Genomic DNA, 26,522 nt, shown 5'->3' with positions numbered 1-26,522 from the left:
TCATGAAGCTGCTCAGAAATAGAGAAATGTATATATCGCTTATGCTGATGAGCTTTATTTCATGTGTTGCGGCTTTATGTACATATTTATTTTACAGAGAGCTTGTTCTGCCTGTACTGGTGCTTTGTGCTTTATTTATTATTTTGCATATAGTACCTTCCTATATAAAATACAGAGAGATAAAAAAGCTTTCCGCCGATATTGACAAGATCCTTCACGGAGAAGAGAATATAAATCTCGAAAACTATAATGAAGGTGATCTTGGCGTGCTTCAGAGTGAGGTGCACAAAATGACGGTCAGGCTGCGAGAACAGCAGTATAAGCTTACACAGGACAAGATCTTTCTTGCTGATCTTCTTGCGGATATATCTCATCAGATCAGGACTCCGCTCACATCTATTAATATTCTTGTTTCGATGCTTTCGGATCCTGATATGACTTATGAAAAGCGTGAACAGACGATCCATAAGCTATACGGACTCCTTTCACGCATTGACTGGCTGATAACCACTCTACTTAAAATGTCCAAGCTTGACGCAGGCACGGTCAGATTCCACAGAGAGGACGTGACTATGAAGGAGCTGCTTGAAAAAGCCTGTATGCCTGTGCGTGTGCCCATAGAGCTCCACGGACAGGAGCTTATACTCGTTTCCGACGGCGAATTCAGCTGTGATATTGCGTGGAGCTGTGAGGCAATAGGAAATATTGTTAAAAACTGTATGGAGCATACTCCGGACGGAGGAACCATAACTGTCAGCGGCTCATGTAATCCTCTTTATTCCGAGATAATTATAACCGACAGCGGAAGCGGTATTTCCGAAGAAGATCTTCCCCATATTTTCGAACGTTTCTACAAAGGCGCGGATTCAGGTGAAAAGAGCGGCTTCGGCATCGGACTTGCTCTGGCAAGAATGATTGTTACGGAGCAGAATGGTACAGTTAAAGCTGAAAACGGCCAGAACGGCGGGGCAGTCTTTACTGTCAGATTTTATAAAGGTGCGGTATAAGGCAGGTTGATCCTGCCTTTTTTATTTAGTGACAGATTTGTAATATGCGAGTCACCATAAAGTCATATTGAAATGGTATAATCATATCATAAATTCAAAAAGGGAGTAATACTATGGAAATATTGAAGGTAGAGAATTTATGCAAGACCTACGGGAGCGGTGAAAATGAGGTCAAAGCTCTTGATAATGTTAGTTTTACTGTTCAGAAAGGCGAATTTATAGCAATAATAGGCCCTTCCGGTTCCGGAAAATCTACTCTTTTACATATTTTAGGCGGTGTGGACAAGCCGACATCCGGAAAAGTTTACATGGACGGAAATGACGTTTATAAACAGAATGATGAACAGCTTGCTATATTCCGCCGCAGACAGGTTGGACTCATTTATCAGTTTTACAATCTTATACCTGTGCTGAATGTGACGGAAAATATCACTCTCCCTGTTCTTATGGACGGACAGGAGATAAATGAAAGCAGACTTAATGAGCTTCTGGATACACTAAAGCTAAAGGGAAGGGAAAATCATCTTCCAAATCAGCTCTCAGGCGGTCAGCAGCAGAGAGTATCCATAGGCAGAGCTCTTATGAACGCTCCTGCTGTAGTGCTTGCAGATGAACCGACAGGAAATCTTGACAGCAAAAACAGTCAGGAGATAATAGATCTTCTTAAATTATCAAATCAGAAGTATAATCAGACACTTATCATAATCACGCATGATGAGAATATTGCTCTTCAGGCTGATCGTATCATAGCGATCGAGGACGGTAAAATTACCCGTGATGAGGTGATAAACAGATGAATGTTTTTCATAAAGTTACTTTACAGTCCCTGAAAAAGAACAGGGTAAGGACATTGGTCACTATAATAGGCATCATGCTTTCAACGGCTCTTATCTGTGCCGTTACGACCTCTTTTGCTTCTGTAAGACAGTATGCGATCGATTATTTAGAGTTTACTGACGGAAAATGGCACGCAATGGAGAAAAATGCCTCAAAATCCACATATGATCTCATTGCATGTTCAGGGAAAGTAAAAGAGACAGGAGAGATAAGCCTTATAGGCTACGCCAAGATAGGCAGTTCAAATAAGTTCAAGCCTTATATATGCGTTTCGGGTTTTCGTGAGGACGAGGACAGGATAATACCTATACATCTTACTTCAGGACGTATGCCGGAGAACGAGAACGAGATAATCCTGCCTGATCATCTTAATTTCAATGGTGACGTCGACTATGGTGTAGGTGACGAGCTTACTCTTGAAATAGGTGATAGAAAAATCAATAAGAAGAAGCTCCAGGAAATTGGCATAGATGATTTAGAGAAAGCTGCTGAGATGTACGGCAGTGTTATTGATAAATATGTACTTGGACAGGATGTTCCTTATGCAGCCATGTCTGATAATGATGATGAAAATGTCATATCCGCAGAAGATCTGGATATCAAGGAGATACGAAGTTATACTGTTGTAGGCATTTACCAGAGACCTGCATTTGAGGATTTTACCGCGCCGGGATATACTGCTCTTACAGTTGCTGATGAGTATACCGATGATACGCAGTTAACAGTGTACTACTGTATGAATGATGCAAGTGAAGTTTATGATTTTATAAATAATAACGGTCTGAACGGCGAAACTCACAGCACACTTCTGATGTTCAAGGGAATATCGATGTATTCAAGCTTTTACAGCATGATATACGGACTTATGGGCGTGGTAATAGTACTTATAATGTTCGGTTCGGTAATGCTGATATATAATGCTTTTTCAATATCTGTATCGGAGAGAACGAAGCAGTTCGGACTTCTTTCTTCGGTTGGAGCTACAAAAAGACAGCTGAGAAAAATGGTACGCTTTGAAGCTGCTTCTGTAAGTTTTATAGGTATACCGCTGGGTATACTTCTTGGTATTGTCGGAATGTGGATAACATTTCTGGCTATCGGAAACAGGTTTTCTGCTTTTATCGGAGACGAATACAGAAAACCTATGCGTATTTGCATTTCGTTCAAGGCAATAGCAGCTGCCTGTATAATCGCATTTATAACTATAATGCTTTCGGCCTGGATACCGTCAAGAAGAGCGACTAAAATATCGGCAGTGGAAGCTATACGCCAGAACAGTGATATAAAGCAGAAAAAACATATTCGTACACCGCAGATCATATACAAGTTTTTTGGTTTGTCCGGCGTACTTGCACATAAATACTTCAAGCGCAGCAAGAAGAAGTATCGATCTACTATAATAAGTCTTTTTATGAGCATTGTACTGTTTATTTCAGCTTCTTCCTTTACCGCATATCTTGTTGGAGCAGCTTCGGATTCCAACGATAATTTAGGGATGGATTATGTACTTACTTTATATGATGAAAATAATTACAATAATCCGACAGAGGCAAATGAGCTTAAAAACAGGATACTCAGTACTGAAAATATTACTGATGTGGCATATTTCTCTTCGCAGTACTCAATGGGGGCTTATCTGAAAAAAGATTGTCTCAGCGAGGAATTTCTAAATAATAACAATAATAATACTAATAGTCGGTTTTATGCAGAGCGCGAGGGGTACATCACAGCTGATATGACAATTTTCTATGTTGACGATGACACCTACAGACATCTTCTGGCTAAGTATAATCTTTCCGAGGACGAATTCATGAATAAAGAGAGTCCCCTTGGAATTGCTGTGGATAATATAATGTCATTTGATGATGTTTCAGGAAGAATGGTACGAAGAAAAGCATATGATGCTGACAGATTTGACATGATTTTTTCTCAGGTAAAGCAAATTGACAGTTATTATTTCTCATATATTGATGATAATAATGCAGTATATTTTAATATGGAAGAGCCTGAGAATAGTATATCTATTCCTGCTGATGAGTGCGTTTACGATATAGTGCTTAAAATTGGCAAGGTAATTGAAGAAAGACCTTATTTTACACCATTTTTCTATAATGCTGTTATTTATCCTTACAGTGCGAAAGGATTTTTCCCTGAAGACGAACAGGAGAATATCAATGTGATTGAATATGCTATTAAATCAAGCGACAAGGCAGCAGGTTATGATGCACTTTCAGGTATGATGAAAGAATGCGGATATTCTGATTATGATCTTTTCAACTACGCAGCTCAGGCCGATTCACAGCGCAGCATGATAATAATCATCAAGGTTTTCGCTTATGGATTTATCGTGCTTATATCACTTATTGCGGCTGCAAATGTATTCAATACGATCACGACTAATATAAATCTTCGCAGAAGAGAGTTTGCTATGTTGAAATCTGTTGGTATGACTGCAAAGGGAATGCGGAAAATGCTTAACTTTGAATGTATACTTTACGGAACGAAGGCACTTATATACGGACTGCCGACTTCATTTATCGTTACATATTTTATATACCGCTCTATAAACGAAGGTTTTGACACGGTGTTCTTTATTCCTTGGAAGTCGGTAATAATTGCTGTAATGAGCGTATTTATTGTTGTTTTTGTTACCATGATGTTCTCAATGAGCAAAATAAAGAAGGATAATCCTATCGACAGCTTAAAAAATGAGAACCTCTGATTATATAAATAAGAAAAGGTCACAGACTCAATATGAGGAGTGACCTTTCTTGATTTATAATATATTGCCGTGACCTATTCAGATACCTGTGAGATCAAAATCAGGCACATATTTTTCGGAGGCGGAGCTTTTCTGCTGTGTAAATCCGTTTATTCCAAGCTCGGCAGCATGATCTGCCACACTGTTGTACTCCATTTTAGTTGCGCGGCGTTTCAGTTCTTTGTATTCATCGGGTATAAAGCCGAAAGGCGTGTATTGGTTCATAATACTTACAAGCACCTCGTCAGGCGAAGTATTTTCAGCGATCCAGTCAATAATTTTCATGGAGTCATGTCTGTGGGATGGGAGTACCATATGTCTTATTATAGTGCCTCTGATCAGACCTCCCTTGTTATTGTAGATAAGCTTTCCTGTTTGTTTGATCATAGTGGCAACAGCCTCTGAGGCCTTTTCAAAATAATCAGGAGCCTTTGAATACATAGCGGATATTTCCGGTGAAAAGTATTTTATATCGGGAAGATATATGTCTATATATCCATTAAGGTCTTTTATGGTTTCTTTAAGCTCATATCCTCCGCAGTTGTATACCACAGGGATACTGAGCTTGTTTTTAACTTTATCAAGTGCTTTTATTATATTCGGAACAAAATGAGTAGGAGTTACAAGGTCGATGTTGTCTGCGCCTTTATCCTGCAATCTGAGAAATATATCGGCAAGTTCGTCAGTAGTTATGACCTTTCCGAAGAGGCGGTTGCTTATCTGGTCGTTCTGACAGAAGCAGCAATGAAGATTGCAGCCGGAAAAGAAAACTGTACCTGCGCCGTTTTTGTAGGAGATACAGGGTTCTTCCCATCTGTGAAGGGAAGCTCTTGCTACAATAGTATCAGCTCCTGCACCGCAGAAGCCTGTGGTTACTGTTCTGTCCGCACCGCAGTTGCGCGGGCACAGTCTGCATTCATTCATCATATTCATCGTCCATATAATCCCTGAAATCAAAATTTGCAGAAGTTGTTGTACTGTCAAGCAGCTCATTGGCAGTCACATTATTCTTTATGCAGTACATTGCTGCCGTAGTTAGAAATATGCTTTTTGAAAGCCTGTTCTTAATGCAGTATTGAGTGATCAGCTTGTCTTCGTAAAGACTTGCTTTGCATGAAAGGCTTTTATACTTGATAACGCTGTTGGAATAGCGCGTTATATTTACGCTTTTAGACTTTTTTCTGCTCATATCCATCCCCCTTATTACTCTTAATTTTATCATTGAAGCATCGAAAAGTCAATAAAAGCATAAAAAACTTTCTCTCATTAAATATTGCAAAAATTTCACTTGCTTTTTTGTATATAATGATGTATAATTAATAGTGCATAAAATTTTAAGGAGCAATCATTATGGTAAATATAGGTTTTATCGGTGCCGGAAATATGGGCACTGCTATTATGAAAGGCATTTCCACAAGCAGTCTTGGAAAGGATGTAAAGCTCTCTGCGTTTGATCCGAGCACAGAAAAGGTCAAGGCACTTGAAGAATATGGTGTAACCCCTTGTTCATCGGAAAAGGAGATCATGGAGAACAGCAAGTATGTTTTTCTTGCTGTTAAGCCACAGATCATAGAGGGTGTCCTTGAAGCTATATCTGCATATACTACAAAGGATACTGTCATCATTTCCATTGCCGCTGGTATCGGTGATGAGTTTATCGCAAAGAAAACCATTCCAGATGCCAAGGTAATACTTGTAATGCCGAATACGCCCCTTCTTCTTGGAGAAGGCGCTTCAGCACTTTCAAGAAATGACAAGGTCAGTGATGAAGAATTTGACGTAGTTCTCAATATCTTCAGAATCTGCGGTAAGGCAGCAGTTATACCTAAGGATAAAATGAAGGAGATAATTGCTATAAACGGAAGCAGTCCTGCTTTTATATACCTTTTTGCAAAGGGCTTTATCGATTATGCCGCTTCTGTCGGTATCGACTCAAAGGCAGCTGAAGAACTGTTTACACAGAGCCTTATCGGTTCGGCAAAAATGATAACCGACTCAGGTAATACCATTGACGATCTTATTAAGATGGTATCCTCACCCGGAGGCACTACGCTTGCAGGTCTTGAAAGACTTTACGAAGGAAATCTAACCGATGTTGTAAAAAACTGCTGCGAAAGCTGCACCAAGAGAGCATACGAGCTTTCAAAATAAGTCTAAAACACGATATATGTGCATATCCTATCTTAGGAAGGGATGATGCATATGAAACATATAAGTACAATAAACATAAGAAAACACGGCAGGACAAGCATCTGGATATATCTTTTCTTTGTTGTGGCAGGTGTAGCTGTGGGTTCATGGGCTGCAGTCAGGTATGATGCGGCAGAGCTTGTTTACATAAATCAGTGTTTTCTGCCTTCTGGGGGAACTCAGATACCTGCACTTGTTTTAGGAGATATTGCTTTTGCAACTGTGTTTTGCTTTGCTGCTTTTTTCTTCGGCCTTTGTGCTATTGGACAGCCTTTCGGAATTGCTCTACTTATATACAGAGGGATTGGCATAGGCGCTGCAGCGGCTGCGGCATATTTATCTATGGGAGCGGGAGCGTTTGTAACTGTTATTTTTGTTTTAATGCCTAAGGCAGCTGCATTTGCTTTTCTTGCAGCACTTGCTGTAAGAGAGACTGTCAGCTACTCAGCAACGCTTTTTCGGTGCGGCCTCAGAAAAGAGGAGAATTATGCCGAAAAATACAGTTTCAGGCTGTATTGTATAAGGTTTATTGTCGTTATGTTGCTGTCATTAATCATATCTTTCGCAGATGGAGCTGTATGGTTCATTTATAATTCTGCTGAGAGAGGATAAACGGAGGAATTATAATTGGGTCTTTTTTCAAAGAATTATGAAACTGCAGGAGTTGGAATAGCGAAAAATGCTCCTAAGAAAAAGGGAGCAGCGTTGTTTTTTGACATAGTCGGAAGAAAGCTGTGGAAGCTGATGGAACTTAATCTGCTTTATATGCTTTTTTTCCTGCCTCTTGTAATGATGCTGCCAGTCGTAAGCATTTTAAAAAACAGTGATACCGCTTCGATAATAGTTACCTGTATACTGTTGGTCATATTTATGATACTTATAGGACCTGCCACTGCGGGAATGACAAAGGTCATAAGAGCTTTTGTTATAGGAAAACATTCATTTATTGTCAGCGATTTTTTCAAGTCTTTTAAATCAAACTTCAAAAGGGCAGCCATTGTCGGATTTTTTGATTGCCTGATATTCATATCGGCGATTTCCTCGCTGATGGTCTATCCCGCTCTTGCGGTACAGACAGGCTCTAAGGCGATATACATACCTATGGTAATAACCTTCAGTCTGTTTCTTGTGGTAATTATAATGAATAATTATATATTCCTTATGATGACGGCAACAAATCTTTCAATGAAGAATCTTTTCAAGAATTCATTCGCTCTTTCTTTTGTAGCCCTGAAGCAGAACCTGCTCACATTTATTCTGACTTTATTGGTGATAGCGGTAATGGTCATACTTAGAATGTACCTGTTGCCTGTATTCCTTTTACTGATACCATTTTTTCCTGCTGCTTTCCTTTGTCTGCTCAATTGTTTCATCAGTTATCCTGTCATCCAGAAATACGTAATAAATCCGTATTATACAAGTATCGGTGAGATCAATCCCGAGCTTGTAGACGATTCTCCCGATGAAGATGAGCGCATTTTTGAGGATATGGGCGGTAAGGAAACGCCTATCGAAAAGCGTGTCAAGGGCAAGGGCAGAAGAATATCATAATAATAAACGGTGCATATGCACCGTTTTTCTCTTATACTTAATGAAAAAGCTCCTACGGACACAGATCCGCAGGAGCTTTGTAACATCATAAGCTGTTCTGCATAAGATAAGAAGGGGATCAGACGTCAACGATATTGGTGACGATACCTGCGGGAGAGATGTCGATATGGCCGAAAGAAGGCTTGTTGCCGTCGCGTGGAATAGAAGCGCTTCCGGGATTCAATATGTAAAGGCCGTCTTCAAAGCTCTGATAGCGTGCGTGTGTATGTCCGAAGAGGACAATATCACAGCCGTTGGTCAGAGCAAGGGCTTTGAGTCTTTCAAGTGAACCGCCGACTCCGTAGTGATGGCCGTGAGTAGCGAGTATTTTATGTTCCAATGCAGGCAGAATAAAAACATCCTCACTGAGACTGTCAAAGTCGCAGTTACCTGCAACATGGATTATCTTAGGAGCTAATTTCTGATGGGAGAGGATAAAATTATCGAGCTCGTGCTCACCGTCGCCGAGGTGAATTATCCAGTCTGCATCTGTATTTCTTAGAATAATACTTTCAAGATTGAAGTAATTACCATGTGTATCTGATAAGACAACAATACGCAAGTTGATCCCTCCTGAGAAGTTTATACAGTATTATAACATATTTTATATGAAAAATCAATATAATATTGTATACATTATTGAATGGAGGCAAATATGAACAATAATTTTGATACTAAGAAGCTTACGGGGCTTCTTAATGCCGTAAGCAGGAAGATCGGAGTACCGCCCGAACAGCTCAGATCCGAGCTTGAAGCCGGAAAGTTTGACAGTGCTCTGGCCGCAATGAACAAAAATGAAGCAGCAAGATTTCAACAGGCTGTTAACAATCCGGAAATTGTTGAAAAGATGATGAGCACACCGCAAGCAAAAGCTTTGTACGAAAAGCTGTCAGGCGGTAAAAAATAACGGGTCAGGCATATGGACGACATAATGAGCAGGATAAACGAACTGCTTTCGGACGAGGAGAGTATTAAGCGGTTATCAGAGCTTGCTGATATGCTTTCGTCCGCTGAGAGCAGTGACAGCAGCAATAGTGGAGATGAATCCGGTGATAGTGTATCTCCCGATATAAGTTCTGTTCTTAAGCTGACGAGCCTGATCGGTTCAGCTGCCAATGAGGACAGAAATACAGAATTACTTCTTGCTTTGAAGCCTCATCTCGGGGCTGAAAAGCAAAAGAGGGTAGATAAAGCTGTAAAGCTTATCAAACTTATGGCAGTATGGAATATAGCTAAGGACAGCGGATTGCTACAGGAGCTTATTTGAGTGGAAGGGAGGTATATGATGGCGGTTTATAAGGGTGAACGTAACGGATGCTGTGAAAAATATAATACGAAAATATACCAGAGAAAACCACGTAATATAGCCGCCGACGAGCCTCCTGACACGCTATGCGGATCTAAAGATGAAAAACAGAACAAAACAAGTAAAGGCGGATTTATTGCTTCTCTGGCCGATGATCTGTTTGATGGCGGGATTGACAGTGATAAACTGCTTATAGCTGCTCTTTTATATCTTCTTATAAAAGAAGGGGCTGATATAAAGCTTATTATCGCACTTGGATATATATTGATGTAAGAGGTCGAAAATGGATACAGAATGGATTTTCAGTGGAATATGCGTCGCAGTTACATTTATAATGCTTATATATTATCTTAAAAGAGAAAAGAAGATCATATCGGCTATTGTGGGAGCTCTTACCGGAGAAGCCGCCCTTTTCATAGTTAATAAATATGGTAATATGATAGATATTGATATACCGCTTAATCTTTTCAATTTTCTTGGCAGTGCTGTTCTCGGAGCTCCCTTTGTTGTTTTTCTTGTAATAATGAATTTTTTGTAAAAATAGAGACTGATTTCACAAAAACTATTGAATTATTATCGCATTTATGGTAAAATGTATGTATAGGAGGTGGATCATGAACATTATTGATATTATTAATAAAACTAAAAAATCACAAGAGCTCAACGAAGATGAGATCGCCTGGCTCGTAAAGGGCTATACCAACGGTGATATTCCGGATTATCAGATGTCTGCATGGCTTATGGCTGTGTGTCTTAACGGACTTACGGAAAAGGAGACCTTTGCACTGACAGCTGCAATGCGTGACAGCGGTGATATTCTGAAACTGCATTTGCCTTTTACTGCTGATAAGCATAGTACAGGCGGTGTCGGCGATAAGACATCACTTATCATAGGACCTATTGTTGCAGCCTGTGGAGTATGCGTTGCAAAAATGTCGGGAAGAGGGCTTGGTCATACAGGAGGAACCATTGATAAGCTCGAAAGCATCGAAGGCTACAGAACTGATCTGCCTCTTGACGAATTTGAAAGGATACTTCGCAGGACGGGCTTTTCAATAATCTCCCAGACAGGCGAGCTGTGTCCTGCTGATAAGAAGATGTATGCTCTCAGGAACGCAACAGGTACTGTTGACAGTATTTCGCTTATCTGTGCGAGCATTATGAGCAAGAAGCTTGCTACGAACGCCGATTGCCTTGTACTTGATGTCAAGTATGGCTCGGGAGCATTTATGAAAACCAAGGAAGACGCTGAAAAGCTTGCTGTTCTTATGGAACGTGCAGGAAGATCAGCCGGAAAGAAGTGTAAAGCTGTAGTTACTGATATGGATTCACCTCTTGGCAGAAATATCGGTAACGCTCTTGAAGTCAAGGAAGCTGTGGAAGTACTTCAGGGAAAGGTCAAAGGCAGACTTTATGATACCTGTATTGAGCTTGCAGCTGATATGCTCGAGCTCGCAGGAAAAGGTACCAATGATGAATGCAGAAAGTATGCTGAAGATGCAGTGTCCTCGAAGAAGGCTCTTGATGTTCTGCGTGAAACTATTAGGCTTCACGGCGGAAACGAAAAGATCTGCGACGATACTTCACTTCTTCCGCAGCCTCTGCTCAGATATGAGATCAGAGCCACAAAGGATATGAAGATCCTTGGATTTAACTGCGAAGAGCTTGGCATGACATCTCTGCTCCTCGGTGCCGGGCGTTTGTCCAAGGAGGATAAGCTTGATATGAGCGCAGGTATTGTTATGAACTGCGAAATAGGAGCTCAGCTGGCGGCAGACGATATTATAATGACGCTTTATTCAACTGTATGCAGCGATTTTTCCGATGCAGCTGTAAGAGCGCTGAATGCTGTGAAATTCGAGATCACCGAAAAGCCGGCCTACACGTGAAAAAGTTGTATATTCAGCTTGAATATTAATAAAAAAATGGAGGTAGTTAAAATGGGATTTGTTGATTCAGTAAAAGACATTGCAGGAAAATTCGGAGAGTCTGTTGAGCGCGGTGCAAAATCGGTTTCCAACAGTTCGAAGAAGTTTGCGGAAAAGACAAGGCTGAAGCGTGAAATCTCACATATTGAATCAGATATTGATACAGATTACATAGAGCTCGGCAAGGCAATGTACGAAAAGGTATGTGATGATACCGATAGCGAATTTGCTGTAACAATAGCTGATATAAAAGAGAAAAACGGTAAGCTTGAGGAACTCAGAGCTCTTCTGATGAACCTTGAGGACAGGATAACCTGCAGCAGCTGCGGTGCGAATATCAGAAAGGAACAGGCTTACTGCGACAAATGCGGAGCTAAGGTCATCATTATTGCTCCAGAGCCTGCTGAGGGTGAGGAAGAAAAGGAAGAAGTCACTGCTGAAGTTGTTTACAGCTCAGACGAAACCGAATGATTTTTAAGGCACATCATATGTATATGATGTGCCTTACTTTATGCAATATGCTGCAAAAACAGATGGTCAATTTGTTGGATAAAACGGAAAATATCTCTTTACTTTTTCGCTTTTTTGTGATAAAATAAAAATAGTTTATCGCTTTGCAGCTTTTGGGCTTTTACACGTAAAAGTGAAGTTGCTTTTGCAGAAAGGATTAACATAATGCCTATTACAGAATTACTTGAAAGAAATGCCAAGATATACGGAAATGATGTTGCTATCGTGGAGGTAAATCCCGAAATAACTGAAGTCCGCCGCATAACATGGAAGGAGTATGAGCTCATAGAGCCTGATCCGGAATGTCATTACAGAAGAGAGATAACATGGAAGGTCTTTGACGAAAAGGCTAACCGTTTTGCTAATATGCTTATCGAAAGAGGCGTACATAAGGGTGATAAGGTAGGTATACTTCTTATGAATTGCCTGGAGTGGCTGCCTATCTATTTCGGTATATTAAAGACGGGAGCTCTTGCTGTACCGCTTAATTTCAGATATACAGCCGATGAGATAAAGTATTGTCTCGATCTCGCTGAAGTTGATGTACTTATGTTTGGCCCGGAGTTTATCGGAAGGATCGAAGAGATTGCTGACGAGATCAGCAAGAACAGGCTTCTTTTCTATGTAGGTGAGGGCTGTCCCTCATTTGCGGAACACTATGACAGTCTTGTAGCTAACTGCGGAAGCTCTGCGCCTGATATAAAGATAACCGATGATGACAATGCGGCTATCTATTTCTCTTCTGGAACAACAGGCTTCCCGAAGGCTATTCTTCATGATCATACAAGCCTTATGCACTCGGCTAAGGTTGAACAGAACCACCACGGCCAGACAAAGGATGATATTTTCCTTTGCATACCTCCTCTTTATCATACAGGAGCAAAGATGCACTGGTTTGGCAGCCTTTATTCCGGCAGCAAGGCAGTTCTCCTCAAGGGAGTAAAGCCGAAGTCGATAATAGAGACTGTATCAGAAGAGGGATGTACCATAGTATGGCTTCTTGTACCGTGGGCACAGGATATTCTCGATGCTATTGATAGAGGAGATATTGATCTTTCAAATTATGATCTTGATCAGTGGAGACTTATGCATATCGGCGCTCAGCCTGTACCTCCTTCGCTTATTACTCGCTGGAAGAAGGTATTCCCAAAGCATCAGTATGACACTAATTACGGACTCAGTGAATCCATCGGTCCCGGCTGTGTTCATCTTGGAGTTGAGAATATTCACAAAGTAGGTGCTATCGGTAAGGCAGGCTATGGATGGGAAGTAAAGATTGCCGATGAGGACGGCAATGCTGTTGAACGCGGTCAGGTAGGAGAGCTTCTCGTAAAGGGCCCCGGTGTTATGAAGTGTTATTACCGTGATGAAAAAGCTACTGCCGAGACTCTAAAGGACGGCTGGCTTTATACGGGAGATATGGCACAGGAGGACGAAGACGGATTTATTTACCTTGTTGACCGTAAAAAAGATGTTATCATCAGCGGAGGCGAGAATCTTTATCCTGTTCAGATCGAGGACTTCCTCAGAAGTAATCCTGCCGTAAAGGATGTTGCTGTTATAGGACTTCCGGACAAGAGACTCGGAGAGATCGCAGCTGCTATCATTTCTATTAAGGAAGATCATACCTGTACGGAAGAAGATATTACGGCTTTCTGCCAGAAGCTTCCAAGGTATAAGAGACCTCATAAGATCATTTTTGCAGATGTTCCGAGAAATCCCACAGGAAAGATTGAAAAGCCGAAGCTTCGCGCTATATACTGCGGTGAGAGCCTCGTTGCTAAGCAGATCAAAAACTGATAAAAAGAGAGCAGATTCTTCTGCTCTCTTTTTTATACGACATTATTCGGCAAACCTCGTCAAAATACGACGAAATCGATCATTACAATTTCCTGCGAAATGTGTTATAATATGTTTCATATATAGAAGGAGTGAATAAGAAATGAAAAACAACGTTGCAGCAATTATCGTAACAACTTTGCTTGATCTTGGCATTTCGCCTAACACAAAAGTCTATCATTAACTGAAGGATGGCATAATGATCTGTGTGATGTCAAACGGGAACGCCACGGTTTTTAGTAAGGAGCTGTATGCTAAGCTTGCAGAAAGCTATCATACGTCGGAATGTTAAATCGAAAGAGCGGTTAGGCACGTGATCAAATCAGGTTGGTACCGTCACAACACAAAGATTGCAGATAACATCTTCATGAATACTCTTCAGAGTGAGAAGGACATACCGACTAATTCAGTATTTATATCGACTGTTGCAGAATGGATACGTGTAAATCACTCAGATTTGCTGTAATAAAGTTTAGACAGCAGTGAGCTGTTATTTGACATAATTAGAATACGCATAATAAGAAAAGCATTCCGGTTATTCACGAATGCTTTTTTTATCTGAAAATCTCCGCTCGGCCGGGGCAGATTATAAAAAATGCCGGTATTCTGAAATACCGGCATAAATAAAAGTGGTGAGACATGAGGGATTTGAACCCTCGACCCTACGCTTAAAAGGCGTATGCTCTACCGACTGAGCTAATGTCTCACAACAAAATTAATTATATCAAATTTCAGATAGAATGTCAAGGTGTTTTTTATCTTTTTATATAATTATCTATTCTGCTAACCTTTTATATTCTATTTAGTGCAAAATGACGTTTTTACGTTATGTGGTTGACTTTTTATGATTAACATGATATAATATTTAAGTCGTCAAATGATGTGCTTGTAGCTCAGCTGGATAGAGTGACTGGCTACGAACCAGTAGGTCGGGGGTTCGAATCCCTCCAGGCACGCCATACGGCGTAAAACCTCACGGCATTACCGTGGGGTTTTATTTTTTCACCTTGACATTATAGGGTAAAACAGTTATAATATTTAGTATAAATGATAGGAGGGACTATTTATGTCAAAGAGGATTATTGCTTCATTTGTGGGGACGGCAGTCATGTCTCTGCTTTGTGCTCTGCCGCTTTCTGCTCATGCTACCACGGCTGACGATGTAGCAGCTGTTGCAAGGGCATACGGATATTCCGAAGAGGATATTCAGACTGGATATAATGAGTACTATTCTCATCCAGAGGATTATCCTTCCGAGAGACTTGATAAAGCAATCGAAAAGCTTCATGAAGCCGGGAATATGATCATTACCGCAGGTCCTCAGGTAACTGAAACTCCCACTACTACCACAACCGCTGCTCCTTCAGTGAATGAAGGTTCTGAGCCTGTTGCTGATGACAGTATAACCATTACAGCAAGTGACGGTACTACATTTACAAGGATAAGCAAGGAAGCATTTATAAAAATGTCATACGATGAAAAGATGGCTTATGTCAGAAGCTTTACGCCGGCTCAGCAGCAGGCGCTGATAGATAATCTCAGTCCTGAGGAGTACAGAAGTCTTATGAAGCAGTCTCCGGCAGACCAGAAGCTTCAGATCGTTGGAACGCTTTCAGATGCAGCAAAGGAAATGGGACTGAATATATCCGTTGATGAGGTAAGTGATGATACGCTTACACTTGCTGTCAGAAATGATAATGGCGAATTGGTGAATGTATCTACGGCAGGTGCTTCTGTTGAAGATACCGGCTATGACAGAAGAGGAATTTTAGCTGCGGCAGGTGCGCTAATCAGTTTAAGCATCGGTGCTGTATATATTCTTATGCGCCGTTTCAGAGCAGAGGGATCGGAGAACTAAATGGAAAAAAATAATAAAAAAAACAGTGTTCTTATTCATGTTGCGACCCCGTTTGTGCTGCTTGCTCTTTGTGTAGGTATTTTTATGATAGCAATGATAAAGCCATCAGATAAGCTGAAAGTATACCTTAATCTTGCCTTTATGGATGACCTGAAGGTCACTCCGGAGTCGGCAGGCTCGGGGCTTGTAGTCCGCGATAATGAGATAATAGATGATTATAATGGTGCCACATCCGAGGAAGGGGAGTTTATCCGCCCAAAATTCGGAGAGTTGTATGCTGTGCTTACAAGCTCGGCTTTTGATATTTCCATACCTGTTTATTGGGGAAGCAATTCAGAGCTTTACGAGCACGGAGCTTGCCAGTCATCCGGCTCTGTTATAATCGGTGATAAAGGAAATACCGTTATCAGTGCACATGAGGACACTTTCTTTGCTGAGCTCCACAAGCTCAAGGAGAAGGATAAGGTAACACTAAAGACCAATTACGGTGTATTTGTCTATAAAGTCAAGGAAGTTATTACCTTTAATAAGAAAGACGGCAAATACGTAGCTCCTTCCGACGATTGTAAGTTGACGCTATATACCTGCAAGCGCAATATTTTAGGAAGCGCCGATGAACGTGCAGGTGTTGTATGCGAGCTTACCGAGAAGAAATTCTATAATAACAACGGGGAGGGGAGCTCCAGATGAAAAAAATAAGTACTTATCTTCCTTCACTTATTATATCCGTGCTGCTGGTGTTTGTTTTTATAATCAGTTCCGCGGCTATGCTGGTGGATATAAACATCTCTTCCGAAAAACTAAAAGGACTTGTTTCAAAAAAAGAGCTTGAACCCATGATAATCAGCGAAGTTGGAAAATACTATGCCGATAAGTACAATACATCAGGAATCCCGGCGGATGTATATACCGATGCTATTGATAATGAATATATCAGATCTTTTGAGATGGCGTATATTGATTCGGCGTTCAATGCTCTTAAGGGTAACGGCAGAATGGTTATGACTCCTCCTTCTAATAAGGCGCTTGAGGAGAATATTGAGAAATTCTTCAACGATTTTGCAGAAGAGAACAATTACGAGAAGGACGATAAATTTGAACAGAAGCTGCAAAACACCAAGGATAATGCTTATGCAGCAATTGGCTCTTTCTGTGATGTTTATAAGTTTTCGGCTATGAATGATCGCGGTGTACTGAAAAAGCTGGCACTGCTTTATTCTAATAGGATTATTGCAACTGTCGCTCTTCTCGGAGCAACGCTGCTACTGATCCTGCTTCTTATAGCTGTCAATCACAAAAAGAGGATAACAGCTGTGTACTGGTGCGGTATATCTGCAATTATTGCCGGAGTTATGGGCGGAACACCAAGTATATATCTTATAGCTACGAAGTATTTTGACTCTTTTATAATAAAGCAGGCACCTGTATTTACCGCATTTACCAGCGTTATGTACAAGCTTACTGAAGCCTTTACAGCTGTAATGATAGCTTTTATAGTCATTGGCATTACGCTTTCGGTCATATACGGGGTAACACATGAGAAGAAAAAGTATCCCAATACCAAGCCTACTGATATAAAGTGAACAAATATAAAACCAAATTAACCATAGTGATTCCGTTTATTGGAAAAGCTATGGTTTTTTATTTCGGGACGTATTGTGAAAAGCGCTGTATTAATATATTAAGAATTGTTTATATTTTTTATTGTTAGTTATTGACAAATCAGAGAAAACGATGATATAATAGTTTTATCGGATTTCCGACAAAACAATCAGAATAAGGAGGCAAAAAACATGGAATCAATCAGAAAATATGTAGCTGAAGTTATCGGCACTTTTGTGCTCGTTCTTCTTGGCTGCGGTACGGCAATGCTTGTAGGTTGCGGCGCTGATTTCGGCGGAGGCTATATCCTTACAGCTCTTGCTTTCGGACTTGTTATTGTTGGTATGGCATACTGTATCGGCAATATTTCGGGATGTCATATCAATCCGGCTGTTTCACTGGGAGTTCTTCTCAGCGGCGGAATGACATTTACCGATTTTGTCGGTTATGTTGTATCACAGTGTCTTGGAGCAATCGCAGGCGCAGGAATGCTCAAGGCTATATTCAATCTCGGAGATGTAGTTGACAAGACCGGCGGATATGGCGCAAACGGACTTGCAAATGTTAACGGCAGTGCAGGTGCAGGCTTACTCGTAGAGATAATCCTTACATTTATCTTTGTGATGACTATACTGGGAGTAACTTCAAAGAAGGCTAATCACGGTTCATTCGGCGGTCTTATTATTGGTCTCACACTTACACTCGTTCATATCTTCGGAATAGGACTTACAGGTACATCCATAAATCCTGCAAGAAGCCTCGGACCTGCTCTTTTGGCAGGCGGAGATGCTCTCGGTGACCTCTGGGTATTCATTGTAGGACCTTTTGTAGGAGCAGCACTGGCAGCAGTTGTTTATAAGTTCCTTGAGGATCCAAGCAAGAATGTAAAACCTGTGGCTGAAAAGGCAGCAGCTGCTGTAAAGACAGCCGCACCTGTCAAGGCTAATGTTACAAAGAGCAATAATCATCCAAATAAAAAGAAGAAAAAGTGATCGGATCTTTTCTAATATTTAGTTATACTATTATGTATCAGTATATCCCCCGTCAGAAACGGGGGATATTTTTATGTTATGTTTTGTGGAGTGTGGTCAGTGTATAGTACTTTTGACTTTTTTTGATGATTGTATTGTAAAATTACTCGGAATGTGGTATCATAGAAGTAGTATTTTTTTCGCTAAGGGCAGAATGGAGGACTGTATGGATAATAAGGTTACATTCAGCGGAAATATGACCGCACAGATCAATTTCGCGATGCAGCAGAACTATGTTCCGGTTTTCAGGAATATAGTTATGTCAAACAATACTAAAGATGAACTTAAAAACGTAAGACTAAGGATAAGCTTTGAGCCAGAGTTTGCAAAGACTTTCGAGTCTGTGCCCTTTGATCTTAGACCTGGAGAACCTGTTGAGGTATCTCCGGTAAATATAATCCTTTTGTCCGAACAGCTTTTCTCACTTACCGAAAAACTTGTGGGAAGCGTTACTATAGAGGCTATTCAGGGAGAAGAGGTAATAGCTGAAGAATGTCGCAGTATAGAGCTTCTCGCTTACGATCAGTGGTCAGGCATCAATTTTATGCCAGAGACCATAGCAGCTTTTATTACGCCAAATCATCCGAAAGTCCGTGAAATAGTCGCCTCAGCAGGTACATATCTGAAAAAATGGTGCGGAGATCCTTCATTTACGGGCTATCAGTCAAAGAATCCCAATATCGTAAAACAGCAGATGGGTGCGATATATGCAGCTCTTCAGGAACAGAATATCGCTTATACCATGCCTCCTGCAAGCTTTGAGGAATCGCAGCGTGTGCGTATGCCCGATGAAGTGCTTGACGGAAAGCAGGGAACCTGCCTGGATCTTGCTGTTCTGTATGCTTCATGCCTTGAAGCAGTTGGACTCAGCCCCATGCTTATAATTGTAAAAGGACACGCTTTTTCAGGCTGCTGGCTGGAAGACGAGACATTCTCCGATTGCCTTCAGTACGATATGTCTGCCATAACAAAGCGGATAGCGCATGGCATAGATACAGTCAGCGTGGTCGAGTGTACTGATTTTGTAGCAGGCAAGAATATAGATTTTGATGACGCTGAAAAACATGCAGCAGCACATCTTGATGACGAATCAGGTTTCTATTTTGCTATAGATATAAGCCGTACACGTTCAAGCGGCATACGTCCTGTTCCTTCAAGAGTCAGTGAGAACGGAACCTTCAAGGCTGTAGATTACGGTGAGCGTAAGAAGTCCGAGATAACTTCTGCTCCGAATGCCATTGCAGATCAGGCGGTTGCCTACGGTGAAGGCAGAGAAGTTACAAAACAGGTAATGTGGGAGAGAAAGCTCCTTGATCTTAGTCTCAGGAACAGTCTGCTTAATTTCCGTCCCACAGCTATGAGTGTCCAGCTTATGATAAGCGATCTTGGAGTGCTTGAAGACGAGATCTCAAAGGGCGAGGACTTCAAGGTAATGTCTATGCCGAATGATATGACATTGCAGATGTCCGACAGTAAGATCTATGATGTGGAAAACGACCGTGATCTGATAACTTCTATATCCGAATCAGAGTTCAAAAACCATCGTTTGAGAACTTTTATGAAGGATGTGGAGCTTGAAAAGATAATGAAAAAGCTTCACAGGCAGGCAAAGGTCAGCATAGAAGAAAATGGTGTCAATACAATATATCTTGCTCTTGGCTTCCTGCGCTGGTACGAGACTGAAAAAAGTGACAAGCCGCGATATGCTCCGCTTGTACTCGTTCCTATAGATATTATACGCAAGGTACAGGAAAAGACATATGTAATTCGTATGCGTGATGAGGATACGCAGATCAACATAACCATGCTGGAGCATATCCGCCAGACTTTCGGTATCGATATAAAAGGACTTGACCCTGTTCCGGAGGACGAAAACGGTGTTAACCTTCAGATCATATTCAACACTGTACGCCAGGGCATAATGTCGCAGCCTCGCTGGGATATAGTTGATTATGCATTTATAGGACAATTTTCCTTCAATCGTTTTATCATGTGGAACGATATCAGGAACCGCGCGGACGAGCTTGCCAAGAATAAGGTTGTTGCAAGTCTTATCTCGGGCAAGACGGAATGGGCAGGCGATGATCTGTACATATCTCCTCTTGATCTGGATAATAAGGTAGCTCCTACTGATCTGGTGGTTCCTCTCAGTGCGGATTCATCACAGCTTGCAGCTGTTTACGCAGCTGCTCAGGGAAAGAGTTTCGTGCTTCATGGGCCTCCCGGAAGCGGTAAATCCCAGACTATCACGAATATGATAGCAAGTGCTCTTTATCAGGGGAAATCTGTGCTTTTCGTAGCTGAAAAGATGGCTGCACTTTCAGTTGTTGAAAAACGTCTCAACAAGGTCGGCCTGGGGCCTTTCTGTATTGAGCTCCATTCCAATAAGGCTCAGAAACGTGCGGTTCTCAAGCAGCTGGAAGAGACACTTAACGTTGGGCGCATAAAGAAGCCTGCTGAGTACAAGGCTCAGGCTGACAAGATAGCCGAAATGAGGAAAGAGCTCAACGGCACAATGGAGGAGATACATAAAAAGCGCAATTTCGGTTGCTCAATGTATGATGCAGCTGTGAGATATGAAAAGAATAGCTCTTCAGGCGGAAAGTTCACATTCACTAACGAGCAGCTTGACGCTATGAGTGATACCTCTTATTCGGTATGGCGTGAGACTCTTGAAAGTCTTGCTGCGGCAGGAAGAGAATTCGGTGACGTCACTACTACGGCACTTGGAGTTTGCGAGCTTACATCATGCACTCCCGAAACAAGAGGAGCTATGGAGTCGAAGCTGCGCGAGCTGAAAACTGCCTTGTCAGCTGCACAGAGTGATACTCAGCAGATAGCTCAGTTTACCGGCAGCAGTGAGATGACGTTTGAGGAATGCAAGCTTGCTGCGGAGATAATGACAGCTTCTGCAAAGGGTGAGCAGCTGCTTCCCGATGTTATCGGTGACAGTCGCTGGAACGGCTATAAAGAAAAGGCACAGTCCCTTATCGGCACAGGCAAGGAGCTTTCCCAGATAAAAAATGAGCTGATCGAAAAGTTTGAACCTTCTGTGCTCGGTTATAATGCCTGTGACGCATTGATAAGATGGAAAACTGCACAGGGAAAGTGGTTCCTTGGCAAGAGCATTGGCAGCAAAAAGCTGGTAAAGGAGCTTGCTGCACATGCAAAAACGGCTTCATCGGTCACCAAGGAGAATATCACACAATATTATGACAAGATAAACCATTTTAACGCTCTGAAAAGCCAGATTGCTTCTGCGCAGCCTGAACTTATGAAGTACTTCGGCACACTGAACCTTGACGAGAATGCCGACTGGAATGCAATTGAGAGTATCGTTGCACGTTCGTCCGAACTGGGAGAGAAGGTTTCGGCTTCTACATTCAGTCCGGACATAAAGCAGAAGCTATGCGATAGCCTTACAAAGGGGATAAACAGTGATATTTCCAAGATAACGGCCGATTATGCTGCACTTGAAAATGTTGCTGCGCAGCTCCGAAGCTCCTTCGGTATAAATACCGATAAGCTCATAACGGGTGAGAGCTGGGGCGGTGACGCTCAGATGAAGGCTGACGCCGTTATTGATGCGCTGCCGCAGCTGAAGGAATGGACAGGCATCGTAACTATATGCAACAAGCTTAGAGAGCTTGGCATCGGTAATGTTGCTGACACTTATATGAACGGTGAGGTTCCCACAGAGCAGCTTATCGGAGCCTTCGACTGCGATATAAGCAAAGCTATGGTTACGAGCACTATATCACGTACACCTGAGCTTGCAAAGTTCCAGGGGACGCTTTTCGAGGATACTATACGCCGTTTCGGAGAAGTACTTGACAACTTCTCAACACTTTCCATCAAGGAGCTTGCCGCAGAGCTTTCGGCTAAAATCCCGACACCTGGCGGTTCTGCCAACAGCTCCGAGATAGGCATTCTTCAGAAGGCTATCAAATCTAACGGAAGAATGATGTCTATCCGTAAGCTTTTCGATAGCATACCCAATCTGCTCCGCAGAATGTGTCCCGTTATGCTTATGAGCCCTATATCTGTAGCGCAGTATATTGATCCGTCTTATCCGAAATTTGACCTTGTCATCTTCGACGAGGCTTCCCAGCTTCCTACCTGTGAGGCTGTGGGCGCTATTGCAAGAGGCGAGAACGTCATAGTTGTGGGAGATCCAAAGCAGCTTCCGCCTACGAGTTTCTTTGCTTCAAATCAAGTGGACGAGGAAAACTACGAAAAGGAAGATCTGGAAAGCGTTCTGGATGATTGTCTTGCACTTTCTATGCCTCAGAAGCATCTGCTCTGGCATTATCGTTCGCGTCATGAGAGCCTTATTGCATACAGCAATACAAAATACTACGAAAACAAGCTCTATACATTCCCGTCGCCTGATGATCAGGTGTCTGAGGTAAGTTGGGTTCATGTTGAGGGCTATTATGATAAGAGCTCCACAAGAACGAACAGAGCTGAAGCTGAAGCTGTTGTGGCAGAGATATGCCGCAGACTGAGAGATGAAAAGCTGAGAAAGCTCAGCATTGGTGTCGTTACATTCAGCCTGCCCCAGCAGAACCTTATCGACGATCTTCTCATGGACGCCTACCGCGACGATCCCAAGCTTGAGGAGTACGCCAACGAGATGTATGAGCCAATACTCATAAAGAATCTCGAAAATGTACAGGGCGATGAGCGTGATGTCATCATGTTTTCTATTGGTTATGGTCCCGACAAGGATGGCAAGGTTTCTATGAACTTCGGACCGCTTAACCGCGATGGTGGCTGGAGACGACTGAATGTTGCTATTTCGCGTTCAAAGTGTCAGATGATAGTATTCTCGGTTATTACTCCGGATATGATAGACCTGTCAAGAACACGTTCGGACGGTGTCGAGGGACTCAAGGGCTTCCTCGAATTTGCCGCAAAGGGCAGAAGTGCTCTTCCCATAAAGGCGGGTTCAAAGAACAGCTCCGACGGATTTGAGACAATAGTTGCAGATGAGCTCAGGAAGTTGGACTATGACTGCAAATGCAATGTCGGCTGCTCGGATTACAAGGTTGATGTGGCTGTTATCAATCCTGACAAGCCCGATACCTATATCATGGGTATAAACTGCGGTAACGAAGCGTACTTCCACAACGGTACAGCCAGTGACAGGACTCTTTCACAGCCGAGTGTACTGAAGGGGCTTGGCTGGAACGTTATGAGCGTTTATATCATTGACTGGCTTGATAACAAAGAAAAGGTTCTGGGCAAGATAAAGGCGGAGATCGATAGTGCTGTTGAGCGTTACCGACATCCCGAAACTGTATCCAAGGTCGAGGAAAAGAAAAAGCAGGAGCTTGTTTTTGAGACCGAAGAGGTCAGCAGTTTTTCTGAAAGCTTTGATGACTTCAAGTCATTTAAAATTAAAGCTCTTGGCAGCTCGGAAAATTTTAACGAGGCAAGTACTGCCAGGATAACCAAGTGTATAAACGATATTCTTGCTGCCGAGGCTCCGATGAACAAGAAGACACTGGCTAAAAAGACTTTCTCGTGCTGGGGGATATCCCGTCCCGGAGCCAATATGAAGGCTCTCTTCGATAAGGCCTTTGAAAATGCTGATGCGAAGGTAACGACCGCAGGAGAAAACGAGTATGTATGGCTTGTTTCACAGACACCAGAGGAGTATGACAAGTGCAGAACTGTTTATAAAAATGATGATAAGCGTGATATTGATGACGTTGCTCCTGAGGAGATAGCTGTGGGCATAAAGGAAATAATGTCACGTCAGGTAGCGATGTCTCGTGATGATCTGTTACGTGAGGTTGCTCATCTATTCGGATTTACCAGAATCACGCCCACTCTCGAAACTTCCGTTGCACTAGGCATAAAGGCTGCTAAGCAGCATGGCTGGGTAGGATTTTCCGAGGACGGAAGAGTATCATATACTGGAAATTAATTCTACGGAGGACGAAATTGAAACGACTTCTGATTTTAATTGGTAAGATCATTGTAAAACTTCTAAAGCTTATGCATCGAAATGCAGGAAATCTTCCGGGTATTGTGCTGTGGCATATGTCAAGACATAAGGCGGTATCCATGTTTAAGGTGGACTGTCCTATAATCGCTGTTACCGGAACTAACGGAAAAACTTCCGTTACAAACTGTATAGCACAGCTTTTTGAGCGCAGCGGTAAGAAAATAATCATTAACAAAGAAGGAAATAACCTTGATACTGGCATATGCTCCATGTTGCTGAAATACTGCGATATGTCGGGAAAAGTCAAGGCAGACTACCTTATTCTTGAGACCGACGAGTCTCATGTACCAGTGGTCTATTCGCAGCTGAAACTGGATACCTTGGTGGTGCTGAACTTCTTCCGTGATCAGCTGGACAGAAACGGTGAAATGGAGACTCTTATACAGAAAATAAACGGATTCTGCAAGACTTTTGAGGGAAATCTTGTTCTTAACGGTGATGATCCGAACACAGCGCGTCTCGGAAGGGCTAATCCCCAAAACAAAAATGTGAAGTATTTCCACGCGGAGCCGTATGCCTTTGCCACAAAGAAAATTTTTGAGGCTTCCGAGGGACGTTTCTGTCCCTTCTGCGGTGAAGCACTGGAATATGACTACTATCAGTACTCTCACATAGGCAAGTTCATCTGTAAGAAGTGCGGTTTCGGCAATCATGAGCCATATATAACCGCAAAGGATATCGACCTTGAAAAGCCTATTTTCACAGCCGATGGCCACACCTATTCGCCAAAGCTCAACAGCATATACAACGTATACAATATGACGGCTGTTGCAGCAGCGGCAAAGCTCTACAATATAGACCAGAAGATAACTGACGGAGTTATCAACGGCTATACCGTCAAAAACGGACGCATGGAGAACTTCATGCTCAGCGGAAATAAGGCTACTCTTAACCTTGCAAAAAATCCTGTTGGAGCCAATATGACTCTCCGTGTAATGAACGAGATGCCGGGAGAGAAGGAGCTTCTTTTCGTGCTTAACGACAATATTGCAGATGGACTTGACGTGTCGTGGATATATGACATTAATTTCAGCATTTTTGAGCGTGTTACCAGAGTTGTCACTTCGGGCACAAGAGCTTATGATATTGCAGTACGTATCAAGACCGCAGGCTATGACCCTTCAAAAATTGTAGTTCGTCCCGATCTTGACAAGGCAGTTGAGGAGCTCGCAAGTACAAAGGGACGCAAGTTCATTATAGCAAACTATACGGCCGTTCAGCCTACAAGAAGTGCTCTGAAACGCTATATCACAAAGCATGGAGGTAACAAATGAAAACAATAAGAATTCTTCATATGTATGCCGATATGCTTGACCTTTACGGCGACAGCGGCAACATGGAGGTCATATCATTTCGCTGCAAAATGAGAGGTATAGACTGTCATATAGACAAGTACTCCATTGACTCGGAAATGCCTGATTTCAGTTCATACGATCTTATCTATATCGGCGGAGGCGCTGACCTTGAACAGCAGCATATCTCAGCTGATCTGCTGAAATGCAAAGACGGTATCGTCAAGGCATATAAGAACGGTACATTCCTGTTTCTGATATGTGGCGGTTATCAGCTTATGGGTAAGTATTACCGCGACGCAGACGGCAATGAGATAAAAGGTCTCGGATTGTTTGATTATTTTACTGTTGCACCAAGCAGCCGCAGAAAGCGTTGCATAGGCAATATCGTTATTCAGTCCGAGATAACCGGAAAGACTGTAAAGGTCGTCGGATTTGAGAATCACGGTGGTCAGACTCAGGGTGTGAAAACGCCCTTCGGCAAGGTGCTTTTCGGTAACGGAAACTGCTCCAAAAGTGAGGCAGAAGGCTACTGTGAAAAAAACGTTATAGCGACTTATTTGCATGGCCCGTGTCTGTCAAAAAACCCCGAGATCTCGGATCACATGATAGAGTATTGCATAAACAGGGGAGAGGCCGAGCATATCGCTCTTGAAGCTCTTGATGATACTCTTGAAAAGGAGTGCAGACAGGTAATGCTGGACAGGCTGCTGAAAAAATAGTTTCAACGGGCAGCGCTTTGCTGCCCGTTTTTA

24 protein-coding genes and 2 tRNA genes are annotated in these 26,522 nt (G+C 42.2%); 22 read left to right on the top strand and 4 right to left on the bottom strand.

The annotated features are described in order from the left end of the window. Positions 1-2 precede the first annotated feature (2 nt). The 3 genes from RF007C_RS09305 (at position 3) to RF007C_RS09295 (ending at position 4,566) form a co-directional block, all read left to right on the top strand. Positions 3-1,007, top strand: a complete 1,005-nt coding sequence (locus RF007C_RS09305; protein WP_037299315.1) for a sensor histidine kinase — start codon at positions 3-5, stop codon at positions 1,005-1,007. Between the two features lie 113 nt (positions 1,008-1,120). Continuing rightward, on the top strand, positions 1,121-1,804 hold the full coding sequence (locus RF007C_RS09300; protein ID WP_019678814.1) for an ABC transporter ATP-binding protein: 684 nt from the start codon (positions 1,121-1,123) through the stop codon (positions 1,802-1,804). After that, positions 1,801-4,566, top strand: a complete 2,766-nt coding sequence (locus RF007C_RS09295; RefSeq protein ID WP_037299313.1) for an ABC transporter permease — start codon at positions 1,801-1,803, stop codon at positions 4,564-4,566. The genes RF007C_RS09300 and RF007C_RS09295 overlap by 4 nt, the downstream gene beginning before the upstream one ends. Before the next feature lie 78 nt (positions 4,567-4,644). Here RF007C_RS09295 and RF007C_RS09290 read toward each other — a convergent pair whose 3' ends face one another. After that, on the bottom strand, positions 4,645-5,532 hold the full coding sequence (locus RF007C_RS09290; protein ID WP_193385754.1) for a radical SAM protein: 888 nt from the start codon (positions 5,530-5,532) through the stop codon (positions 4,645-4,647). Then, the gene (locus tag RF007C_RS09285) at positions 5,522-5,794 is read right to left on the bottom strand and encodes a hypothetical protein (RefSeq protein ID WP_037299310.1); all 273 of its coding nucleotides are present in this window, start codon (positions 5,792-5,794) and stop codon (positions 5,522-5,524) included. Before RF007C_RS09285 ends, RF007C_RS09290 begins: the two co-directional genes overlap by 11 nt. 161 nt (positions 5,795-5,955) lie before the next feature. On the opposite strand from RF007C_RS09285, the gene proC reads away from it, so the two are divergent. Genes proC through RF007C_RS09270 form a run of 3 tightly spaced genes read left to right on the top strand, consistent with a single transcriptional unit; the run spans position 5,956 to position 8,346 of the window. Then, positions 5,956-6,756, top strand: coding sequence for a pyrroline-5-carboxylate reductase (proC, locus tag RF007C_RS09280; RefSeq protein WP_037299309.1), 801 nt, complete (start codon positions 5,956-5,958; stop codon positions 6,754-6,756). A 51-nt stretch (positions 6,757-6,807) separates the two neighbouring features. After that, positions 6,808-7,407: a hypothetical protein gene (locus RF007C_RS09275; protein WP_152537163.1), complete on the top strand. Its 600-nt coding sequence runs from the start codon at positions 6,808-6,810 to the stop codon at positions 7,405-7,407. 15 nt (positions 7,408-7,422) lie between these two features. After that, positions 7,423-8,346, top strand: coding sequence for a YesL family protein (locus RF007C_RS09270; RefSeq protein WP_037299306.1), 924 nt, complete (start codon positions 7,423-7,425; stop codon positions 8,344-8,346). Between the two features lie 118 nt (positions 8,347-8,464). Here the strand turns inward: RF007C_RS09270 and RF007C_RS09265 are convergent, their stop codons facing one another. Next, positions 8,465-8,947: a metallophosphoesterase family protein gene (locus RF007C_RS09265; RefSeq protein WP_037299305.1), complete on the bottom strand. Its 483-nt coding sequence runs from the start codon at positions 8,945-8,947 to the stop codon at positions 8,465-8,467. A gap of 93 nt (positions 8,948-9,040) precedes the next feature. Between RF007C_RS09265 and RF007C_RS09260 the strand changes: the two genes are divergently transcribed. The 8 genes from RF007C_RS09260 to RF007C_RS18320 all read left to right on the top strand — a co-directional run bounded on the left by RF007C_RS09260 (position 9,041) and on the right by RF007C_RS18320 (position 14,434). Further along, positions 9,041-9,292: a hypothetical protein gene (locus tag RF007C_RS09260; RefSeq protein WP_037299304.1), complete on the top strand. Its 252-nt coding sequence runs from the start codon at positions 9,041-9,043 to the stop codon at positions 9,290-9,292. Between the two features lie 12 nt (positions 9,293-9,304). Beyond that, positions 9,305-9,652: a hypothetical protein gene (locus RF007C_RS09255; RefSeq protein WP_037299303.1), complete on the top strand. Its 348-nt coding sequence runs from the start codon at positions 9,305-9,307 to the stop codon at positions 9,650-9,652. Between the two features lie 18 nt (positions 9,653-9,670). Next, on the top strand, positions 9,671-9,964 hold the full coding sequence (locus RF007C_RS09250; protein WP_037299302.1) for a hypothetical protein: 294 nt from the start codon (positions 9,671-9,673) through the stop codon (positions 9,962-9,964). 10 nt (positions 9,965-9,974) lie between these two features. Then, a complete protein-coding gene (locus RF007C_RS09245; RefSeq protein ID WP_037299301.1) occupies positions 9,975-10,229 on the top strand; it encodes a pro-sigmaK processing inhibitor BofA family protein in 255 nt (84 codons plus the stop codon). Positions 10,230-10,305: 76 nt separating this feature from the next. Then, the gene (locus tag RF007C_RS09240) at positions 10,306-11,580 is read left to right on the top strand and encodes a thymidine phosphorylase (protein ID WP_037299300.1); all 1,275 of its coding nucleotides are present in this window, start codon (positions 10,306-10,308) and stop codon (positions 11,578-11,580) included. Positions 11,581-11,631: 51 nt separating this feature from the next. Continuing rightward, positions 11,632-12,090 (top strand): zinc-ribbon domain-containing protein, encoded by a 459-nt coding sequence (locus RF007C_RS09235; RefSeq protein WP_019678801.1) that lies wholly within the window; start codon positions 11,632-11,634, stop codon positions 12,088-12,090. Positions 12,091-12,294: 204 nt separating this feature from the next. After that, positions 12,295-13,929 (top strand): class I adenylate-forming enzyme family protein, encoded by a 1,635-nt coding sequence (locus RF007C_RS09230; protein WP_037299299.1) that lies wholly within the window; start codon positions 12,295-12,297, stop codon positions 13,927-13,929. Between the two features lie 331 nt (positions 13,930-14,260). Further along, positions 14,261-14,434 carry a sporulation initiation factor Spo0A C-terminal domain-containing protein gene (locus RF007C_RS18320; protein ID WP_082316741.1) on the top strand — a complete coding sequence of 58 codons (174 nt, stop codon included), beginning with the start codon at positions 14,261-14,263 and terminating at the stop codon, positions 14,432-14,434. A 164-nt stretch (positions 14,435-14,598) separates the two neighbouring features. Here the strand turns inward: RF007C_RS18320 and RF007C_RS09225 are convergent. Then, positions 14,599-14,674: transfer RNA gene (locus RF007C_RS09225), tRNA-Lys, on the bottom strand. A gap of 176 nt (positions 14,675-14,850) precedes the next feature. On the opposite strand from RF007C_RS09225, the gene RF007C_RS09220 reads away from it, so the two are divergent. The 8 genes from RF007C_RS09220 to RF007C_RS09185 all read left to right on the top strand — a co-directional run bounded on the left by RF007C_RS09220 (position 14,851) and on the right by RF007C_RS09185 (position 26,489). Continuing rightward, a tRNA-Arg gene (locus RF007C_RS09220) sits at positions 14,851-14,927 on the top strand. Positions 14,928-15,034: 107 nt separating this feature from the next. Then, entirely contained in the window at positions 15,035-15,826 is a 792-nt protein-coding gene (locus RF007C_RS09215) for a hypothetical protein (RefSeq protein WP_019678799.1), read from the top strand. Further along, positions 15,827-16,516 carry a class D sortase gene (locus RF007C_RS09210; RefSeq protein ID WP_019678798.1) on the top strand — a complete coding sequence of 230 codons (690 nt, stop codon included), beginning with the start codon at positions 15,827-15,829 and terminating at the stop codon, positions 16,514-16,516. Then, complete coding sequence (locus RF007C_RS09205) at positions 16,513-17,409, top strand: hypothetical protein (protein WP_019678797.1); 897 nt, start codon at positions 16,513-16,515, stop codon at positions 17,407-17,409. The genes RF007C_RS09210 and RF007C_RS09205 overlap by 4 nt, the downstream gene beginning before the upstream one ends. A 210-nt stretch (positions 17,410-17,619) precedes the next feature. Further along, positions 17,620-18,420, top strand: a complete 801-nt coding sequence (locus tag RF007C_RS09200; protein ID WP_037299298.1) for an MIP/aquaporin family protein — start codon at positions 17,620-17,622, stop codon at positions 18,418-18,420. Positions 18,421-18,625: 205 nt separating this feature from the next. After that, complete coding sequence (locus RF007C_RS09195) at positions 18,626-24,394, top strand: DUF3320 domain-containing protein (protein ID WP_037299297.1); 5,769 nt, start codon at positions 18,626-18,628, stop codon at positions 24,392-24,394. A 140-nt stretch (positions 24,395-24,534) separates the two neighbouring features. Then, complete coding sequence (locus RF007C_RS09190; protein WP_242836293.1) at positions 24,535-25,749, top strand: Mur ligase family protein; 1,215 nt, start codon at positions 24,535-24,537, stop codon at positions 25,747-25,749. Further along, positions 25,746-26,489, top strand: a complete 744-nt coding sequence (locus RF007C_RS09185) for a type 1 glutamine amidotransferase (RefSeq protein WP_019678793.1) — start codon at positions 25,746-25,748, stop codon at positions 26,487-26,489. The genes RF007C_RS09190 and RF007C_RS09185 overlap by 4 nt, the downstream gene beginning before the upstream one ends. Positions 26,490-26,522: the final 33 nt, after the last annotated feature.

Source organism: Ruminococcus flavefaciens 007c (assembly GCF_000571935.1).
GTDB classification, from domain to species: Bacteria; Bacillota; Clostridia; order Oscillospirales; family Ruminococcaceae; genus Ruminococcus; species Ruminococcus flavefaciens_F.
This window is presented reverse-complemented; position numbering and strand designations above follow the sequence as displayed.

Excerpts from the sequence above, each read along its gene's own strand:
- RF007C_RS09305 (WP_037299315.1), top strand. The coding sequence starts at position 3 with ATGAAGCTGCTCAGAAATAGAGAAATGTATATATCGCTTATGCTGATG.
- RF007C_RS09300 (WP_019678814.1), top strand. The coding sequence starts at position 1,121 with ATGGAAATATTGAAGGTAGAGAATTTATGCAAGACCTACGGGAGCGGT.
- RF007C_RS09295 (WP_037299313.1), top strand. The coding sequence starts at position 1,801 with ATGAATGTTTTTCATAAAGTTACTTTACAGTCCCTGAAAAAGAACAGG.
- RF007C_RS09290 (WP_193385754.1), bottom strand. The coding sequence starts at position 5,532 with ATGATGAATGAATGCAGACTGTGCCCGCGCAACTGCGGTGCGGACAGA.
- RF007C_RS09285 (WP_037299310.1), bottom strand. The coding sequence starts at position 5,794 with ATGAGCAGAAAAAAGTCTAAAAGCGTAAATATAACGCGCTATTCCAAC.
- proC (WP_037299309.1), top strand. The coding sequence starts at position 5,956 with ATGGTAAATATAGGTTTTATCGGTGCCGGAAATATGGGCACTGCTATT.
- RF007C_RS09275 (WP_152537163.1), top strand. The coding sequence starts at position 6,808 with ATGAAACATATAAGTACAATAAACATAAGAAAACACGGCAGGACAAGC.
- RF007C_RS09260 (WP_037299304.1), top strand. The coding sequence starts at position 9,041 with ATGAACAATAATTTTGATACTAAGAAGCTTACGGGGCTTCTTAATGCC.
- RF007C_RS09255 (WP_037299303.1), top strand. The coding sequence starts at position 9,305 with ATGGACGACATAATGAGCAGGATAAACGAACTGCTTTCGGACGAGGAG.
- RF007C_RS09250 (WP_037299302.1), top strand. The coding sequence starts at position 9,671 with ATGGCGGTTTATAAGGGTGAACGTAACGGATGCTGTGAAAAATATAAT.
- RF007C_RS09245 (WP_037299301.1), top strand. The coding sequence starts at position 9,975 with ATGGATACAGAATGGATTTTCAGTGGAATATGCGTCGCAGTTACATTT.
- RF007C_RS09240 (WP_037299300.1), top strand. The coding sequence starts at position 10,306 with ATGAACATTATTGATATTATTAATAAAACTAAAAAATCACAAGAGCTC.
- RF007C_RS09235 (WP_019678801.1), top strand. The coding sequence starts at position 11,632 with ATGGGATTTGTTGATTCAGTAAAAGACATTGCAGGAAAATTCGGAGAG.
- RF007C_RS09230 (WP_037299299.1), top strand. The coding sequence starts at position 12,295 with ATGCCTATTACAGAATTACTTGAAAGAAATGCCAAGATATACGGAAAT.
- RF007C_RS09215 (WP_019678799.1), top strand. The coding sequence starts at position 15,035 with ATGTCAAAGAGGATTATTGCTTCATTTGTGGGGACGGCAGTCATGTCT.
- RF007C_RS09210 (WP_019678798.1), top strand. The coding sequence starts at position 15,827 with ATGGAAAAAAATAATAAAAAAAACAGTGTTCTTATTCATGTTGCGACC.
- RF007C_RS09205 (WP_019678797.1), top strand. The coding sequence starts at position 16,513 with ATGAAAAAAATAAGTACTTATCTTCCTTCACTTATTATATCCGTGCTG.
- RF007C_RS09200 (WP_037299298.1), top strand. The coding sequence starts at position 17,620 with ATGGAATCAATCAGAAAATATGTAGCTGAAGTTATCGGCACTTTTGTG.
- RF007C_RS09195 (WP_037299297.1), top strand. The coding sequence starts at position 18,626 with ATGGATAATAAGGTTACATTCAGCGGAAATATGACCGCACAGATCAAT.
- RF007C_RS09190 (WP_242836293.1), top strand. The coding sequence starts at position 24,535 with ATGTTTAAGGTGGACTGTCCTATAATCGCTGTTACCGGAACTAACGGA.
- RF007C_RS09185 (WP_019678793.1), top strand. The coding sequence starts at position 25,746 with ATGAAAACAATAAGAATTCTTCATATGTATGCCGATATGCTTGACCTT.